The sequence below is a fragment of the Vreelandella profundi genome (assembly GCF_019722725.1).
Taxonomy (GTDB): domain Bacteria; phylum Pseudomonadota; class Gammaproteobacteria; order Pseudomonadales; family Halomonadaceae; genus Vreelandella; species Vreelandella profundi.
Map to the genome: position 1 here is coordinate 743620 of NZ_CP077941.1, position 17561 is coordinate 761180.

At 54.2% G+C, this 17561-nt stretch carries 16 protein-coding genes; 7 read left to right on the plus strand and 9 right to left on the minus strand.

The annotated features are described in order from the left end of the window. Positions 1 to 49 precede the first annotated feature (49 nt). A complete protein-coding gene (locus KUO20_RS03480) occupies positions 50 to 784 on the plus strand; it encodes a helix-turn-helix domain-containing protein (RefSeq protein WP_235041521.1) in 735 nt (244 codons plus the stop codon). 58 nt (positions 785 to 842) lie between these two features. Continuing rightward, the gene (locus KUO20_RS03485; protein ID WP_235041522.1) at positions 843 to 1736 is read left to right on the plus strand and encodes a putative RNA methyltransferase; all 894 of its coding nucleotides are present in this window, start codon (positions 843 to 845) and stop codon (positions 1734 to 1736) included. 129 nt (positions 1737 to 1865) lie between these two features. Here the strand turns inward: KUO20_RS03485 and KUO20_RS03490 are convergent, their stop codons facing one another. The 3 genes from KUO20_RS03490 to KUO20_RS03500 all read right to left on the minus strand — a co-directional run bounded on the left by KUO20_RS03490 (position 1866) and on the right by KUO20_RS03500 (position 3083). Next, the gene (locus tag KUO20_RS03490; protein ID WP_096281871.1) at positions 1866 to 2072 is read right to left on the minus strand and encodes a cold-shock protein; all 207 of its coding nucleotides are present in this window, start codon (positions 2070 to 2072) and stop codon (positions 1866 to 1868) included. Between the two features lie 253 nt (positions 2073 to 2325). Continuing rightward, positions 2326 to 2541 carry a TIGR02450 family Trp-rich protein gene (locus tag KUO20_RS03495; RefSeq protein WP_235041523.1) on the minus strand — a complete coding sequence of 72 codons (216 nt, stop codon included), beginning with the start codon at positions 2539 to 2541 and terminating at the stop codon, positions 2326 to 2328. A 53-nt stretch (positions 2542 to 2594) separates the two neighbouring features. Next, complete coding sequence (locus tag KUO20_RS03500; protein ID WP_235041524.1) at positions 2595 to 3083, minus strand: DUF6438 domain-containing protein; 489 nt, start codon at positions 3081 to 3083, stop codon at positions 2595 to 2597. Positions 3084 to 3263: 180 nt separating this feature from the next. Here KUO20_RS03500 and KUO20_RS03505 point away from each other — a divergent pair, with 180 nt between their 5' ends. Next, positions 3264 to 4526, plus strand: a complete 1263-nt coding sequence (locus KUO20_RS03505) for a dicarboxylate/amino acid:cation symporter (protein ID WP_235041525.1) — start codon at positions 3264 to 3266, stop codon at positions 4524 to 4526. A 146-nt stretch (positions 4527 to 4672) separates the two neighbouring features. On the opposite strand, the gene KUO20_RS03510 is transcribed toward KUO20_RS03505, so the two are convergent. After that, on the minus strand, positions 4673 to 4846 hold the full coding sequence (locus tag KUO20_RS03510; RefSeq protein WP_235041526.1) for a YqaE/Pmp3 family membrane protein: 174 nt from the start codon (positions 4844 to 4846) through the stop codon (positions 4673 to 4675). A gap of 230 nt (positions 4847 to 5076) precedes the next feature. Between KUO20_RS03510 and KUO20_RS03515 the strand changes: the two genes are divergently transcribed. Next, complete coding sequence (locus tag KUO20_RS03515) at positions 5077 to 7053, plus strand: TonB-dependent receptor family protein (protein ID WP_235041527.1); 1977 nt, start codon at positions 5077 to 5079, stop codon at positions 7051 to 7053. A gap of 171 nt (positions 7054 to 7224) precedes the next feature. Here KUO20_RS03515 and KUO20_RS03520 read toward each other — a convergent pair whose 3' ends face one another. From KUO20_RS03520 to KUO20_RS03530, 3 genes are all read right to left on the minus strand, one after another. Continuing rightward, complete coding sequence (locus KUO20_RS03520; protein WP_235041528.1) at positions 7225 to 9768, minus strand: glucose/quinate/shikimate family membrane-bound PQQ-dependent dehydrogenase; 2544 nt, start codon at positions 9766 to 9768, stop codon at positions 7225 to 7227. Positions 9769 to 10001: 233 nt separating this feature from the next. Next, positions 10002 to 11000 carry an NADP-dependent oxidoreductase gene (locus tag KUO20_RS03525; protein WP_235041529.1) on the minus strand — a complete coding sequence of 333 codons (999 nt, stop codon included), beginning with the start codon at positions 10998 to 11000 and terminating at the stop codon, positions 10002 to 10004. Between the two features lie 263 nt (positions 11001 to 11263). Then, positions 11264 to 11644 carry a septal ring lytic transglycosylase RlpA family protein gene (locus tag KUO20_RS03530; protein ID WP_235041530.1) on the minus strand — a complete coding sequence of 127 codons (381 nt, stop codon included), beginning with the start codon at positions 11642 to 11644 and terminating at the stop codon, positions 11264 to 11266. Between the two features lie 323 nt (positions 11645 to 11967). Here KUO20_RS03530 and KUO20_RS03535 point away from each other — a divergent pair, with 323 nt between their 5' ends. Next, entirely contained in the window at positions 11968 to 13413 is a 1446-nt protein-coding gene (locus KUO20_RS03535) for a hypothetical protein (RefSeq protein ID WP_235041531.1), read from the plus strand. Between the two features lie 83 nt (positions 13414 to 13496). Here the strand turns inward: KUO20_RS03535 and KUO20_RS03540 are convergent, their stop codons facing one another. Then, a complete protein-coding gene (locus tag KUO20_RS03540) occupies positions 13497 to 14375 on the minus strand; it encodes a DMT family transporter (protein ID WP_235041532.1) in 879 nt (292 codons plus the stop codon). Between the two features lie 101 nt (positions 14376 to 14476). Between KUO20_RS03540 and KUO20_RS03545 the strand changes: the two genes are divergently transcribed. Further along, positions 14477 to 15349 (plus strand): LysR substrate-binding domain-containing protein, encoded by an 873-nt coding sequence (locus KUO20_RS03545; RefSeq protein ID WP_235041533.1) that lies wholly within the window; start codon positions 14477 to 14479, stop codon positions 15347 to 15349. 105 nt (positions 15350 to 15454) lie between these two features. Next, positions 15455 to 16012, plus strand: coding sequence for a cytochrome b (locus KUO20_RS03550; protein WP_235041534.1), 558 nt, complete (start codon positions 15455 to 15457; stop codon positions 16010 to 16012). A 131-nt stretch (positions 16013 to 16143) separates the two neighbouring features. Here the strand turns inward: KUO20_RS03550 and pncB are convergent, their stop codons facing one another. After that, a complete protein-coding gene (gene pncB / locus KUO20_RS03555; protein ID WP_235041535.1) occupies positions 16144 to 17343 on the minus strand; it encodes a nicotinate phosphoribosyltransferase in 1200 nt (399 codons plus the stop codon). Positions 17344 to 17561: the final 218 nt, after the last annotated feature.

Below are 17561 nucleotides of genomic sequence, written 5' to 3' on the forward strand. Positions count from 1 at the left end.
CAGGCTTTAGAGTATCTTTATTTGCTACTTTTGGTGCTAGGAGGCGCTTGTGTCCCAGGCCGGCTCACTCATTACGACCTTGAAACGCCAGCTTCGTGCTCAGGGTAAAACCTACGCTGATGTCGCCCAGTGGCTGGCCTTAAGCGAGGCCTCTGTTAAGCGCCTGTTCGCAGAGCAGCACTTCACGCTGGCACGGCTTGAGTGCATTTGTGATCAGCTCAATATTGAGTTCGCCGAGCTGGTGCAGGCCATGCAGAATGATGAGCAGTGTTTACAGCAGCTGACCCAGGCTCAAGAGCAAAGCATTGCCGATGATCGTGAGCTGTTTCTGGTCGCCGTTTGCGTCATTAATGGCTATAGCTTCAACGAAATCCATCATCAATACCAGTTGAGCGAGGCGGAATGCACGCAGCAGCTGGTTAAACTTGAGCGGCTTAAGCTGATTGATTTGTTGCCAGGTAACCGGATAAGGCGCCGGGTAGCCGCAAATTTTCGCTGGCGCCCGGGTGGTCCGATCCAGTGCTTTTTCCAGCAATATCTAGCCAGCGAATTTTTTCGCTCCCGCTTTGATAGCGACAGCGAAAAGTTAATGGTGCTGAACGGCTTATTGTCCCCCGCGGGCAATGAAGAGTGGCAGCAGACGATGCAGCGCCTCGCGAAAGAGTTTCATGCCCTGTGTGAGCGGGAAAGTAGCCTGCCTATCCATAAGCGCTTTGGCACCACGTCTGTGCTGGCCGTTCGCCAGTGGCAATCGGTGTTGTTTAAAGAGTACGCACGCCGTTAAGCTTGTTCATTAACCAGCCCCTTTTAGATGATGATATTGCTATGAGCCTGACCGCTTTATGACGACTGTCCCTTTTCAAGCCTTGGCATGCCCGCTGGATGGTAAGCCGTTAACAATGGCGAACAACGCCTGGCGCTGCACTGCCGGGCACAGCTTTGATATCGCCAAGCAGGGCTATGTGAACCTGTTTCCGGTGCAGCAAAAGCGCTCAAGCGACCCTGGCGATAGTAAAGCGATGGTGGCTGCTCGGCAGCGCTTTCTTGACGCTGGTTTCTATCGGCCAATTGCAGACGCGGTGAGCGATGCCGTGTTGGGTCAGACGGAGCGGCAGCCGACACGCGATACGTCGTTTAGCTGTTTGGATGCAGGCTGTGGTGAAGGTTACTACCTGCGCCGGTTGGCCGGTGCAGCGCAAGATGCGTTGCCGCTGGCGCTGATGGGGCTGGATATCTCTAAGTGGGCGGTGCTGGCCGCGGCAAAGCAAGATAGCCGACTGGGGAGGCAACAAGAGCATAGCCAGGCGCCGCAAATCCAATGGGTGGTTGGCAGTAATGCGCACTTACCGGTGCAATCACAAACATTAGACAGCGTGCTGTGCATGTTTGGCTTTCCCGTCATGGATGAATTTGCACGCGTGCTGAAACCGGGCGGCATGCTGTTGCAGGTTGAGGCGGGGCCAAGCCATTTACGTGAGCTGCGGGAAGTGATCTATCCCACCTTAAAGCCCGAGCGTTCAGGTGAGGCAGAGGTGCCGGAAGGTTTTATACATCACCATACTGAGCGCCTTTGCTACTCGCTCACACTGGAAGGCGCTGAAGAAATTTCGGATCTGCTGGCGATGACGCCGCATCTTTATCGAGCTAGTGCGGAAGGCCGTACGCGCGCTGCGGCACTTGAAACGCTAGCGATCACGGTAGAGGTGCGTCTAGTGCAGTGGCTGCGAAGTGAGTAGGGCTCAGGCGTAATTGTTAACGAGCAGACGCAACAAGGCCCGCATAAGCGGGCCTTGTTATTCGAACCTCGAAAGGTTCGAGCAAACTCAAAAGTCTATGTTTTAAAATATGTTTTAAAAAACGTAGGCTTAGGAGATTTGCTTGATGTTTGAAGCCTGAAGGCCTTTCTTACCCTGGGTAACGTCAAAAGAAACGTTAGCGCCTTCTTGCAGGGTTTTGAAGCCGTCTGACTGAATTTCAGAGAAATGAGCGAACAGGTCATCGCCGCCGTCAGAAGGAGCAATAAAACCGAAGCCTTTAGTATCGTTGAACCACTTAACTGTGCCAGTAGACATAGTAAAAATCCTTTCGCGCAAAGCGCTTAATAAAGTTCCTGGTATCACCCAGATTAATAGCGGATAAAACAAGGAATACAATTACAGGCTTGCCGAAAGATTTCGTACATATCAATCTCGTACACTTCTGAATCTTTTTCGTACACTTCTGAAACCATGCTGCTTGCTAACCAACTGGCGACACAGTGTCATTAATATTCAGATGTGTCAACGCCTTTCTTGCCTTTTTGCCTCTGTAACTGGGCCAGATTCATTACTGCCAACCCATTTTCCATACGCTTGCATCTTTTAAACGTTGCCAAGGCACAATGACTTCGCGATGCGAGTGGATGGCTTCAATCACGACATCCACGACGTTGTCGTTTTCATCACGCAGCAGTTGGGTCACCAAGAAGTGTTTCTCTTTGTTGCTTGGCTGCACCGCTGTCCATTTGCTGTGGTGTAGCTTGCGGGGATTAATCGTGTGCATGAGTACTCCTCGGTGACGATTTTGCATGCTTGTCATCATGGCTGGCGGGACGTTTACTGCTGCACCCACTGCTCAATGTTCAGCTCTTTATTGAGGCTTCTGAGGGTGTTGGTCAGCTCACGGCCACGGTCAGAGTGACAGCCCGTATCGTGTTCAAGCACCGCTTCTTGGCCTTCGCCGTTAATCCAAGTCACGGTATATTGAGGCAGGTCCGTGGCTCGGAGTTCACAATCAAGCGTTTGTTGCGTGGCTCCCATGTCTGGCTGCCACGGCGCTAGGCGTTTTTGTAGTGCATTAAACATCGCAGAATCGCCCGCCTGCGTACGTTCACCTTCAATGGCCGTATGGCGCTCGCCCGTAAAGCGCGTGGTGCCATCTGCCTCAACCGCTACGCTATAAACGGGGCAGGTGCCGTAACAAGGACCTACCTGATAACGAATTTCAGCCAATGCGTCTGGACTGCTCGCGGCCTGATGCTGTGCACAGCCGCTCATCAAAAACGCCAGTGCCGTTGCCGCTAAGCAGATGGTTGGGAAACGCATGTACAAACTCCTTTTCGTTATTAATATGGATCATGCCGCGTTAATTATACGTGCAGCCGTCAGTATTTTGCATTGTCGCCTACTCACCTTGTTGATATTGCTGTGCCACACTAATAAAGAAAGTGGTGCGCAGGCTTAGTAAAGTAGGCCCACCAACGTATCCAAACTTTAGGGACTCAAATGACACGCATATGGAAAGCCTATTTGAACGCGTCGTTGATTTTACGCGTCACCATCGCGCTGGTGTTGGGTGTGTTAGTCGGGCTTGTTGGCGGTGAGTCAGTGGCCGTTTGGCTGGCGCCGCTGGGGGATTTATTGCTGCGGCTACTTACCTTTCTGATTGTGCCCATCGTGCTGTTTACGCTAATGGTGGGGGTTAACCAGTCGCGTGAGGGCAGCGCAGGACGTATCGGCGGAAAGGTCTTTGGCTATTATCTGGCGTCTTCAGCGCTGGCTATCATGGTGGGCTTAACCGTTGCTACGCTGTTTAGCCCGGGTAGCGGTATGACGCTTAACGACGAAGCCAGCTTTTCGGTGCCTGAAAACCCAGGCGTTGTCGATGCGCTGCTTAACATCGTGCCGGATAATATTATCGGTGCTTTTGCCGAGCTTAATATGCTGGGCATTATTTTTACGGCACTGGTGTTTGGTATTGCGCTGCTAAAAATGCGCCAGTCACCGCGCCAGCACGCGATGGGCGAGCGGCTGTACGAAGTGATTGAAGCGCTAAACGATGTCACGCTAAAAGTGATGTCAGGCGTGCTGCACTATGTGCCCATCGGCGTCTTTGCGATTGTCGCCGAAACGGTGAGCCGTCAAGGCCTGGAAACGCTGCTATCGTTGGGCGATATGGTGGTTGTGCTGTATATCGCGCTGGGCATGCATGTGCTGCTTTATTGCGGCATCATGCGTTTGTTTGGTGTGAAACTACGCACCTTTTTCCGTGAGGCACGCACGCCCATGCTCACGGCGTTTGCCACTCAAAGTAGCTCTGGCACGCTGCCGTTAACGGTCAACGCGGCCCGCCGCTTAGGAATTTCCAAGAGTATTTATGGCTTCAGCCTGCCGCTCGGGGCTACGTTGAATATGGATGGGGCGGCCATTCGTATCGCTATCTCGGCAGTCTTTGCCGCCAACGTGATTGGCGCGCCGTTGGATTTCATCAGCATGGTCCAGATTGTACTGATTGGCACGCTGGTCTCGGTGGGTACTGCCGGGGTGCCGGGCGCCGGTATCATTATGATTGCCACCGTGTTTGCCCAAGTCGGACTGCCGATTGAAACCGTTGCGTTGCTCGCCGCTATTGATGCACTGGTGGGAATGGGCGCCACGGCCTTGAACGTGACCGGCGATTTAGTCGGCACATCGGTGATCGCACGTAGCGAAGGCGAGCAGCTCAGTGAGACGCCTGTAGAAGAAGCGTCAGAGGTTGCAAAAGGGTAGCGTAAAAACGCTTGTACTGTAGTCCCGTGACGAATGCATTCACGCCTGGCATAGGCGCCTCCATGGCCACGTTGATTAGGCATAAAAAAGCCGCCTAAGTGTGATCTTAGGCGGCGTTGCATTCATCAAGCAGTGAGAACTAAATGCTAGTGCTTTAATATCACATAAAACGCATGGATGATGCCGGGTATAAAACCAAATAGCGTTAAAATAATGTTCAGCCAGAAATGTCCTTTAAATCCGACTTCAAGAAATACGCCGAGTGGCGGAAATAGAACCGCAAAAATCATTTTGATTGGATCTGTTGCTGTAAGCGCCATGAAGCCTCCTTTGCTTTCAGGGGTGTAGCCTGTACAAGTTTAAGCATTACCAAACAATTTATCTATGCCTCAATTAACTTCTAGAGACTAGCCAGGTCAGGAAATCGTTCAATCCTGCCATGCATTTTCACGTTGAGGTATCTGGGAGGGGCCCCGTGTTGAGAAGAGTAGCGACCACGTCTTTTTGTTTATTAAGCTGTCTGACGGCTAGCCAAAGCTGGGGCCAAAATATGCAAGCGACTTCCAGCGCGATGGATACGCTAGAGGTCACCGCGCCGCGCCTGGCGCGCGAGCTTTACGCAACGCCTGTCGCTGTTTCAACGCTTGACCGCGACGCCATTGCCCAGGGGCAGCAGCGTACTCGGCTAGATGAGGCGTTAGTGCGCGTGCCGGGCGTGTTTGTGCAGAACCGCGATAACTTTGCCCAAGGCCAGCGAATCTCAATTCGAGGTTTTGGCGCACGCGCGCCGTTTGGCGTGCGCGGCATTACCGTGATGGTCGATGGCATTCCCTACACGCTGCCGGATGGTCAAGCACAGCTTGATGCTATTGATTTAGACAGCGCTGAGCGTATTGAGGTCATCCGCGGGCCCTCTTCGGTGCTTTACGGCAACGCGGCTGGCGGAGTGATCGCGGTGACTACCGCCGACGGTCGCGATAACCCAGGAACGCGCCTGCGCGCGGAGGTGGGAAGCGACGGCTATCGAAAAACATCGCTGCAAACCGGCGGCTCCCAAGGTGACTGGTCGCATCATGTAAGCCTTTCGGCGCTCAATGTTGATGGCTACCGTGATCAGAGCTCGACTGAAAAGTATTTGCTGAATGCCAAGCTGCGCCGCGAGTTAGGCAGCGGAAGGGCGATAACGGCCATTATCAATTTGCTTGAAAACCCGCGCTCCGAAGATCCTGGTGCGCTAAATGCACGAGAAGTCGCGAACGGGCGTGATCAGGCCGCACCAAACTCCTTAGCATTAGATGCTCGGCAAAACGTTGATCAGCAGCTGCTTGGCTTGCAGTACGAAGATTTGTCCGCAGGCCCTGGCGAGCTCTACGTAAAGGGCTTTGTTGCGCAGCGCGATTTTGAGCAGCAGCTGCCGTTCGTGGGCAGTAGCCGGTTGGGCTATCAGCGTGATTATCTGGGGGCGAGCGCTGAGTATCACCATGAGATTAACGTGGGCAGCCTGCCGCTAAGCTATATCACCGGTGTTGATGTGGCGCGTCAAAACGATGAGCGCTTTCGTAATGATGTAAACGCCCAGGGCGTGGTGGGCGAGCAGTTGGCGGAAGAGACCCAAACGGCGACCTCAGCCGGCGTATTTGCTCAGGGGGATTTGTCGCTGTCCGAGCAGGTGACGCTCTCGCTCGGTGCGCGCTTTGACCGAGTAGCATTAGACGTGGACGACCGCTATCAGGACGATGGCGATCAAAGCGGTGAGCAAACTTTCACCGAATGGAGTGGCTCGGCAGGGCTGAGCTACCGCTATCGCCCACAGCATCAGGCGTATGTGAATACCGGCACCGCCTTTGAGACGCCCACCTTCTCTGAGTTTGCTAACCCATCGGGTGGCGGTTTCAACCCCTCAATATCGCCGCAAAAGGCTTGGAATCGTGAGGTAGGCCTGCGCGGTTACGTTGAGCCGCTGGCGATGGATTACGACTTGGCACTGTTTTCGGTGCGCGTGCGAGATGAGTTAGTGCCGTATGACGAAGGCGCTCGCACCTTCTACCAAAACGCGGGCGATACTGACCGTGATGGGATTGAGCTGGCGCTAGGTTGGCAGCTAGCCAGCCAGTGGCGATTGGACAGCGCCTTAACGTTGGCGCGCTACGAGTTTGATGACTTTGCAACGCCGACAGAGCGCTTTGATGGTAATCGTATTCCCGGTTTGCCCGAGCAAACATGGGTCAATCAGCTAAGCTGGCAAGGCCTTGATGAACGCTTTGCAACGCTTGAAACCCAGTATGTGGGCGATATGGTTGCAGACAACGCTAACGCAACCGAGGTCGATAGCTACTGGCTGGTCAATTTGCGCGTGGGGGACGGCTGGGCGCTGGGAAGCGACACTCGACTGAACGCTTACGTTGGCATACGTAATCTGCTTGATGAGGAGCATTACGCTAACGTGCGCTTGAACGGCACCTTTGGACGCTTTTACGAGCCAGCCCCAGGACGCAGTGTATATGGCGGAGTGGAAGTAAGGTTCTAACCCTGCAATTTAGGCATTAAGCGCTGCGCTGAGAATGGCCCGGGCACTTATTCTCATCACTTCCCATGAACATAACGGGCGGCCCTGAGGCCGCCCGTTATGTTTGTCGTTGCCAATGCAAGTCGCTAAAAAATAGCGTAGCTGAGAATAGCAAACGGTTTGCTTCGTTTGCTATTCCGGTAGCGCGTAGCCAATCACGTAATCACCCATTTTTGTACCAAAGGTGCCATGGCCGCCCGCTGTGACGACTACATACTGACGGCCATCTGCGCCGGTATAGGTCATTGGAGTGGCCTGGCCGCCGGCCGGCAGACGCGCTTTATATAGCTCTTCGCCAGTGGTGATATCGTAACCGCGCAGGTACTGATCCAGCGTACCGCTCAAGAACGAGACGCCGCCCGCCGTAGTTAATGGGCCGCCAAGCGCAGGCACTCCCACGTTCAAGCCAATCGGTAGGCCGAACGGCATGCTGTCGCGCGTCGAGCCATTGCGATGCTGCCAAACGACCTCTGCGCTTTGTAGATCAATCCCAGCCACGTTGCCCCAGGAGGGTGCTTGGCAAGGCAGGCCTAGTACGGAAAGCAGTGGGCCGAGTTCAACCGCATAGGGCGCGCCTTCATTAGCCTGTAAGCCCTGTTCGCTGGCAGAACCTTGGCCTTCCTCCACTTCGTCACGAGGAATCAGCGTGGACACAAACGCTAGGTATTTAGCCCCGGTGAACAGTGCTTGGCGCTCGGGGTCAACCGCAACCCCGCCCCAATTCATCACACCCACATTGCCTGGATAGATGATGCTGCCTTCTAGCGAAGGCGGAGTGTATTGGCCTTCATAGCGTAGTGAGTTGAATTGAATGCGGCACATCATTTGATCAAACGGTGACGCGCCCCACATATCCCGCTCAGTCAGTAGCGGCGGTAGTAGGTTTAGCGCCGATTGGGTCTGGGTTTCAGCGGTCCAGTCGCCTTCTACGGCGCCTTGAGGCACAGGCACTTCTTCGATGGGAACAATCGGCTCGCCGGTTTGGCGATTTAATATATACAGACTGCCCTGCTTGGTTGGCTGGATTACCGCAGGCTGTGTGCCGTCGTTGGTGGCTAAATCTATCAGCACCGGCTGGGCGGGTGTGTCCATATCCCATAGGTCATGGTGTACAAACTGGTAAACCCATTCAACTTGGCCGTCGTCCAGATTGAGTGCCACTAAGCTCGCGCTATAGATTTCGTCATTTTCTGTACGGTCAGCGCCATACTGATCCGGGGTAGCGTTGCCCATGGGTAGGTAAACCATGCCAAGCTGTTCGTCAACGCTGATCGGCGCCCATACGTTGGGCGAGTTGCGGGTGTAGGTTTCGCCTTCAGGCAGGGGGTCGGTATTGCCAGGATTGCCGCTATCCCAGTTCCATACCAGCTCGCCAGTGTGCACATCAAAGGCACGAATGACCCCAGATGGCTCATCGGTGGAGCTATTGTCGGTGACATGACCGCCCATAATTATCAGGTTCTCGGTCACCGTGGCAGGAGAGGTTGAGTAGTAGCCGCCCGGTGCGAAATCGCCAATATTGTTAGTTAGATCAATTTCGCCGTTATCGCCAAAGTTAGCACAGCGTTCGCCGGTATCGGCATTCAAGGCGATCAAGCGAGCATCCGCCGTTGGCAGATAAAGCCTGCGTGGGCACATGACGTCCGTGGCGCTCAGCATTGCGGGCGTAGTGCTATCTTCTGTAACGCCAAACAGCAGCGACAGAAAAGAAAGGTCTAGACTGAAAATATCGCTGTTATCGAAGATATCAAAAGACATTGCCGTGTCGCTTGTCGAGGCGCTATCTGCCTCTACGCTAGTGGCGTCTTCGTTAGGCGTGGCGGCAGAAGAGTAGCTGGCTGCATCGTAGTAGGCGAGGCCGCGGCAGGTCATGTGCGCCCAGCTGGAGAAGTCATCTGCCCCCTGCGTGCGGATTTCCGGGTCGAACTCCCAGAGTGTTTCGCCCGTTTCAGGAGAAAGCGCCATGGCACGGCTGTGCGAGGTGCAGATATACAGGCTGTCGTTCACTTTTAGCGGCGTATTCTGATTGGTAATTTCGGGGGGCGCATTAGAGCCCGCCTGGTCGCCAGTTTGAATGCGCCACATCTCTTCAAGCTCGCCAATGTTGTCAGGCGTGATCTGATTAAGCGAGGAATAGTGAGTGCCTGCATTGGTGCCGCCGTAAGCAGACCAGTCGTCACCAGCCATTTGGGCGGGATTAACGCTGTCGGCATTGGACGCGCTATTTGTTGCTAGGGTGCCTTTGAGCGTGCCGGGGTCGCTGAACTGACTGGCGATAGCCACGATCACCGCCGCGCTAATGCTGCCTATAAGTGCCAAGCTGCCGCCACGTGAATGGAGAGGCTTACGCCACCAGGGGAGCAGTAGCAAAATGCCTATTAAGCAGAGGATAGCGACCCGAGGAACCAGCTGCCACCAGTCGAGGCCCACTTCCCAAAGTGCCCAGCCTAAGGTGGCTAAAAGTATTAGCGCGTAGAGCCAGAGGGCGGCGCCTCGGCGCAAGATGAATAAAATGCCGCACGCGATAATGCTCAATCCGGCGATTAAATAGTAGGCGCTGCCGCCCAGGCTGAATAGCTTTCCGCCGCCAACGGCGAGCACCAAGCCCACTATCAACAAAACAAGGCCAGCTATGATAGCCGGCCATTTGCAGTGGTCACGCGTGCTTTCTTTCATGAGATGTCCCCTTATGAAAACGTACTAACGTTGCCTGATTCAGCTAGCCAGACAACATGCCAACAACGCGCTTTAACCCATCGACAGCGCCGATGGGTTAAAACACACCTTTTCAGTGGTTATTTTAATAATCAAGCCGCTATTGGTCTAACGGTTTGAGATTTTTTCTGAGGCGAGCACGCTACCGCAACAAAGCAGCCGTTGCGGTAGCGGTTAGAGAGGAGGTGAGAGCGCTATAGCTTAACCAGCATTTTTCCGGTGTTGCCACCCTCAAACAGCGCAAGGAAGGCATCAGGCGTACTCTCCAAGCCTTCTTTGATGGTTTCTTTGTACACCAGCTTGCCTGCTTCTACCTGGGGAGTCACTTCGTTTAGGAAATAGGGGTAGCTTGACCAGTGATCAGAAACGATGAAGCCCTGCATCTTCGCTTTACGTATCAGCAGTTGAGAAAGGTTGCTGGGGCCGGGCGCTGGCGCTTCAGCGTTATAGCTATCGATCATGCCGCAAACGGCGATGCGCGCACCTTCATTTAGCTGGCTGAGCGCTGCTTCAAGGCAGATGCCGCCAACGTTTTCGTAATACACGTCGATGCCGTTAGGGCAGGCAAGCTTAATAGCATCGCTTAATTCTTGCGCGGTTCGGTTTTGATAGCTGACAGGCTCGACGCCTAATGATTCAAGCCATGCGAGCTTATGAGCCGCGCCCGCAATGCCAACGACATGGCAGCCCTTTGCTTTCGCCAGCTGAACGGCCAGCGAGCCAACCGCACCACTTGCCGCGCTCACTAAAACGTTGTCGCCCGGCTTGCATTCGGCAATTAGGTTGAGGCCGGTCCAGGCGGTCATGCCTGGCATTCCCAGCACGCCCAGATATGCCTGTTCAGGCACGTCATTTTCCGGTAAAGGCGTTAGCCCTTCTGCGGGAAGTTGGGCAATATCACGCCAGCCGCCCATGTGACTGACTTTATCACCGACCTTAAGGTGTGAATCGTTGGACTCGATAACCTCGCCAATCGCACCGCCTTCCATCGGTTTGCCAATTTCAAACGGTTCGACATAGGTGCGCACACCGCTCATGCGACCACGCATGTAGGGATCAACAGACAACCAGTGGTTGCGAATACGCACTTCGCCTTGGGCAAGATCAGGCAGCGTTTGCGTCTCAAGCGCGAACAGAGAGCGGTCGGGCAGGCCGTTGGGATAAGCGGTAAGCGTGTAAAAGCGCGACTGCATAAATGTCTCCTGCGAATGCGTTACATGATGAGCATCACGCGCGTTAAATGACGCGTGCTGTGCTCCTTGTAGCATAGAGACCATTAGCCTGCTGGCAAGTTCGTCAATGTATGTTAATTGGCGCTTAGAAACAGAAAACGCAAAAGAAACAGGGCGATCCATTGCTGGTCGCCCTGTATATATGCTGCTGTTACGATACTGCGTGTGCTGTCGCATTGATTAGGCTAAGGGGTATCACACACCAACCAAGAATGTGTTATCCGTTAATCCAACAGCGTTACCATCACCGGTGCCGTACCGCGTCGGAGCATGCCAAGCTTAACCGCCGCGCGTTTAGATAAATCAATGATTCGCCCTTGCACAAAGGGGCCACGGTCATTGATCAACACTTCTACTTCTTGCCCTGTATCCGGGCGTGTCACCAGTACTTTCGTTCCGAAAGGCAGGCTCGGATGAGCCGCAGTAAGTGCCTGTTGGTCAAAGGGTTCCCCACTGGCGGTGGTGGCTCCCTGAAAGCGATCGCTGTAAAACGAGGCGACACCTTCCTGTATTTCTGTTTCATGTGCAAAGGCACTATTGGCAGCGCTACATGATACAATCGCTGCCAAGCAAATCGTTCGGATTAGTCTTTTTCGGGCTCCCATGGGAGTACCTCAGTTTTGCGTGTCACGAATCCCGCACTCTTGATGAGGTGCCTTATAGGCCCAACGATAGTACCCGTGTCGTTTAAGCTCAGCAAGCTTTAAGAAGATCGGTGCAATTAGGTTCATATTCAAGATTTTTATTCTTTTGTTATGCGACCTTGAATTTCAGCGACTTAGCGAATTGTGCAGGGATTGTGTCAATAATAGCGTGAGTGAAATACAGTGTTTTTTATGAAACGCTCACTTGAATAGCGTAAGCACCTTATACTTACGATTGATGCATTAATTAATCATTGTCATTGCGACTTAATTGGACACCATTTATGGCTAAATCTTCTTCCTTGGGTTTTGTACTTGTAGCGGTTGGCGGCGTTGTCGTTGGCTTTTTGGCCGCTCAAGTTATTCCTTTACAGGGGCAGTCAAGTGACGAGTCGGTTATCGAGACTGTTGATGGGGCGGGCGAGCAGCCTTCTGCGGCTATTGCCGGATTGGAAAAATTTACACTCAACGAGCGTATGAATGGTGAAATAACGTCGGCTAGCGAGCTCAACGGTAAAGATGGCAGCCGTTTTTTACGCTACGCCATGACGTTGGAAGCAGAAGATTTAGTCGAAATTTCGCTGCGTGGCGCATTGCAGGGCGTAGTGGCTCTGTATGATGATCAGTTGCAGCTGCTTGAAAGCGCGCCAACGGTACGCCAGCGTGTTGAAGAGAGCGGTGATTATGTGGTGGTGGTGAGCGGTGCTGATGCGCAAAGTTACGGCCCGTTTAGCGTCAATGGCCGTACTATCGAGCTAAGTGATTCCGATACGCTAACCGTTGATGCGCCTATCGATAGCTGGCTCAATAACGAAGCCCGTGAATTTACCCTGACGATTGCAGAAGCAGGCATGTATCAAATAGAGATGCGTGCCGATGACTTCGATGCCTACCTAGTGTTGGAAGGCCCCAACGGCTATCTGCGCGAGGATGACGATAGCGCTGGTGAATTAAACGCACGCATTTCGGATTTTCTAGCCCCGGGTGATTACACGCTGCGAGCACGTACGGCCTATGGGGACGGCAATGGCTTATTCTCGCTAACGGCAGAGCCACGTGAGCTGCCTGGCGATGGCGAGCTGCGCAATGATGGTCCTATTGCGCCCAATGAATCCTTTAATGGTTGGTACAGCGGACAAGATCTTGGCTATGAGTTAGAGATCGAAGAAGCCGGTATGTACCAAATTGAGATGAGCTCCAGCGAAGTTGATTCCTACCTGGTGTTAGAAGGTCCCAATGGCTACTACCGTGAAGATGACGATAGCGCAGGCAATTTGGATGCGCAGATTGCTGACTTTTTAGCACCCGGCACCTATCAGCTAACGGCACGTACGGCCTATGGTTCCACCAGCGGTCTATTCACGCTTGCCGTTGAGCCGCGTGAACTGCCCGATGACGTTGAGTTGCAAAACGAAGGCGCGCTCACGTCTGGCGATACGTTAAATGGCTGGTACAGCGGTGAGCCGCTTACGTATGAGCTCACGCTTGAGGAAAGCTCGCTAGTGACGATTGCTATGCGTTCTTCAGACTTTGATACCTTCTTGGAAATTAACGGCCCAGGCGTTTCTGTAAGTGACGATGATGGTGCAGGCGGCACCGATTCGCAGTTGCGCGAGCAGCTGCTACCGGGAACCTACACGGTAAGCGCACGCGGATTCAGCACCGCTGGCAGCGGTATGTTTGAGCTGAACGTTGAGACTGAAGCCACGGATATTGCGCCGGATATGTAATTTCCCACGCTTTTGACGCAGTCAATAACGCCCCTGCCGCTCATAGCGACAAGGGCGTTTGCATTTGTTTGGGAACATAGCGCCTAGCGGCCCGCTTTGATACAGCCAGTGACGACCAGCACCGCCGCCGCGGGCAGGCGCCAGTCAAGAACGCTCATCCCCGCCAAGACCAGAAGCAGGGCGGCTAAAATGGGTACGCCGTAAGCAAGGCTGCCCACCAAACTGGTGTGCCCCCAGCGAAGGGCTTTATCCCAAGCCACCATCGCTACCCCGTACGGGCCTAGCCCCAGCGCGATACCTGCCAAAAGTGCTTCTCCACTGGGCAGCGTAAGGTGTCCTTCCAATAGCAGGCTAGCGCCCGCAGCGATAGCGCTAGCAACAAGCAGCAGCCCGGGTAATAGCGGCGTGATTGCTACCGGCGCCGCTTGAGTCAACCACGAGTAAATAGCCCAGCAAAAGGCTGCTAAAAGTGCCAGTGCGTAGCCAGTGGTCGCGCCACCTAGGCCGCCACTGATCGCTTGGGGTACGAGCAGCAGCGCCGCGCCTGAAAACGCAATCAGTGCGCCTAAAACGCCGGCTAAGCGTAAGCGACCAAAGCGACTCCATTGGGTTAGCAGAACAAACAGCACGGGCCAAGTATAGGTAATCAGCGCCGCTTCAGCGGCGGGCGCTAAACGCATGCCAATAAAGTACGTGCTCACGGCGCCGAAAATAAGCAGCGGAACGCCTACCCACACGCTGCACTGCCAGCCCAAGCCGCTGGCGGCGACGTTGACGCGGCGGCTTAAGGGGAGCGTTGCTAGCGCCCCAGCCAGTAGCGTTAGTGCCGTTAGCTGCAGGGGTGGCGTGGTTTTGGCGAATTCAGCCAGTAGCGGTGCCGCACTCCAAAGCATCACGGCCACCAGCGCCGCGCCAATGCTGTACCAGCGTGGAAATATGACGGGGGAGTGAACGGGATGCATGTGCGATCTCCTTGATTTAAGCATGTGCAGAGCAGCATACTCATTGCCAATACATCACAATATCAATCTTTATTGATAGTATTCATCAAGGTTTATGATATATGCGTGCACCGACGTTGGATCTCACTTTACTGCGTACGCTGGTTGCCATTTCTGATACCGGCAGCGTGACCGCGGCGGCTAAGCGTTTGGATTACACTCAGTCGACGGTCAGCATGCAGCTACAGCGATTAGAAGCGCAGCTAGCGCTTACGCTGCATGAGCGAGAAGGGCGACGAATACGCTTTACCTCGGAAGGAGAGCGCCTGCTTAGTCACGCGCGCCGCCTGTTGGCGCTTAACGACGAAGCGTGGAGCGATATGCAGGCGCGCCAAGTCACCGGTGATCTTACCTTGGGGATTCCCGAAGATTACGCGTCGTTATTGCCCTCCGTGTTTGCTTACTTCCATCAGCTTTATCCGGCGGTTGGTTTAAGGGTTATTTGCGGCACTAGCGCACTGCTCGTTGAGCAAGTTAAGGCCAAAGCATTGGATTTGGCGTTAGTGACTCGCCAGCGCAACTCCCCCGGTGGTGATGTCATCCGCCGCGAGCCGTTGATGTGGGCGGTAGGCATCAATCAACAGCCGTTGCTTAGTGACCCGCTGCCGCTGGCGCTCTATTCCCCCGGCGCTGATGTGTTTCGTGAAGTGGCCGAGCAGGCGCTGCAGGCCGCGGGTCGCAGCTGGCGGGTTGCCTATACCAGCCAGTCAATGACCGGGTTAGCGCCTATCGTGACCGCGGGGCTTGCGGTGGTGGTAGTCACACGCAGTATGCTGACGCCATCTTTGCGACCTTTGGATGAAAGTAGCGGGCTGCCCGCGCTACCGATGATTGAGCTGGCGCTTCACCGCGCGCCGCATCGCCCTTCAGAGCCGGCGCGCCGTTTAGCAGAGTTGATTCGTGAGCAGCTAGCCGTGTCTACGGAAGCGCTATAAGGTAAGTAACGTTTAGCGTTGATTGTGGCGCAATGCTTTAATCAGCGTGAGGGAGCGTTACTGGCTAGAATGATAAGCAAATAAATTGGCGGTTAGGAGCATGGCATGCACGAACTGGATCACTATATTTACCCGCATAGGATGCTGCACTGGCTAGTCGCGGGGGCGGTACTACTCTCATTGGCCAGTGGTTTAACGCTGGGCTTTGTAGGCTTTGATCGTATCCTCGCCTTGGTGGGAAGTACGCTTACCAACTTGCTATACACCAGTCATAAGACGCTCGGCGTGTTGATCTTGCTGCTGATGACGCTGCGCATCATTACGCGCCTAGCCTTTGTGGTGCCAGATCATTCACCGCCGCTGAGCGCATTTGAGCGTATCGTCAGCACTAGCGTGCATCACCTGTTGTATTTGGCACTTATTATTATGCCGTTAGTGGGCTGGGCCGCGACGGCAAGCGGCGGGTTTCCAGTGGAGTTTTTCACGTGGCAGCTACCCGGGTTAATCGGCCGTCATGAGCAGCTGTCCGAGCAGCTGTTTATATGGCATGGATGGCTTGCCTGGATCATTTTGGGGCTAGTGGTTCTGCACGTCGCGGGGGCGCTGTTCCATTGGCGTATCAAGCGCGACAACGTGATGACGCGGATGAGCCTGTTTGATTAAGCCGAGCGAGCGCGCTGATTAAGTCGGGCGCGCCTGGCGTTGCCATAGCCGCCCACTGAGCGGCATCGTAACTGCTTTGAAAGCCAGGAGCCGGGTCTATATCTGACCCGGCTCCTGGCTTTTCATTGGTCTCAATGCTCTACCTGAAATACCCGCTTAAGGTATTTGACGAAGCCCTGGTCTCGTGACGACGTCTTGCCGGGCTCATCGGAGATTTTGGCCACCGGCTGGCCATTGCAGGCAACCATTTTAATCACCATGTTCATGGGTTTTAGGCCGGGTACGTCGCAGGTAAGCGTGGTGCCAATGCCAAAGCTTGTTTTGATTCTGCCTTCCAATGTTGTCTTAAGCGCCATCGCCTTATCGAACGTTAGCGAATCGCTAAAAATCAGCGTCTTGCTGCGGGGATCGATGCCCAATGTTTTATAGTGCTGGATGCATTTTTCCGCGAAGTGCAGCGGGTCGCCGCTATCGTGGCGAAGTCCATCGAAAAGCTTGGCAAAGTACAGATCGAAATCGCGCAGGAAGGCGTCCAGCGTGATGGTGTCGGTGAGTGCGATACCAAGATGTCCGCGGTATTCCTGAACCCAGGCTTCCAGCGCCGCGCGCTGGCTATCGACTAGACGACTACCGAGCTGCTGATGTGCCATCACCCATTCGTGGGCCATCGTGCCCATGGGCGCGAGCCCGTGGCGCCTAGCGAGATCGACATTGCTGGTGCCCACGAAGTTGCCCGGGAACTCCTGGTTCAATACCGTGATGATGGCTTCCTGCACCGGCTGAGAAAGCCGACGGCGGGTGCCAAAGTCTGCAAGGTTCAGGCCTGCCAGCTGTTCGGACGTGTAGTTTTCACGCAGCGTATCGAGCTTATAGCGCAGCTGGTTCACCGCCTGCTCAATGGTGATATCAGGGTAAAGTACGCGGTTACGTACTTCGCTGATGATCGCCAATAACACGATTTCGAACAGTATGCTGTGCGACCAGGGGCCGTCGATGACGATGCATAGCTCCTGGTCTTCCATAAACACGTCAACGTACTCGGGACGGAAACGAAACAGTTCTAGGAAACGTATAAAGTCCGGCGTGAGATAGTTAATCGTGCTGAGATAAGCCGATTCCTCGACGCTGAGCTTGAGGGTGGCTAACTGATCGATCTGATCGCGAATCTCGCTCAGATACGGTGCCAAATCTTCCGAATTGCGGCACCGGAATTCCCAGGTAACACTGGCGTTGGGGTATTTGTGGTGTACCCCCTGCATCATGGTGATCTTGTACCAGTCGGTATCCAGCAGCGAGGTGATGATCGGCCCGTCGCGGTAAGTGGCTGTCATGAAACATTCCTAATGTAGCGCTGGTGCTTGGTAAACGGGGCCCTCACTGAGTGCATGGGGTCTCCTTGGTTATTTTAACGACTAGCTGTGGGTGTAGCTGTAACGATGGTGCGTCTTTTATACACCGCTTTTTATGCATTGCCCGTTATGAATGGGAATCATGCCATCAGGCTAGTTTACAGGTAAGCGCGATTTGATGCCTTTATTGACATCGCCGG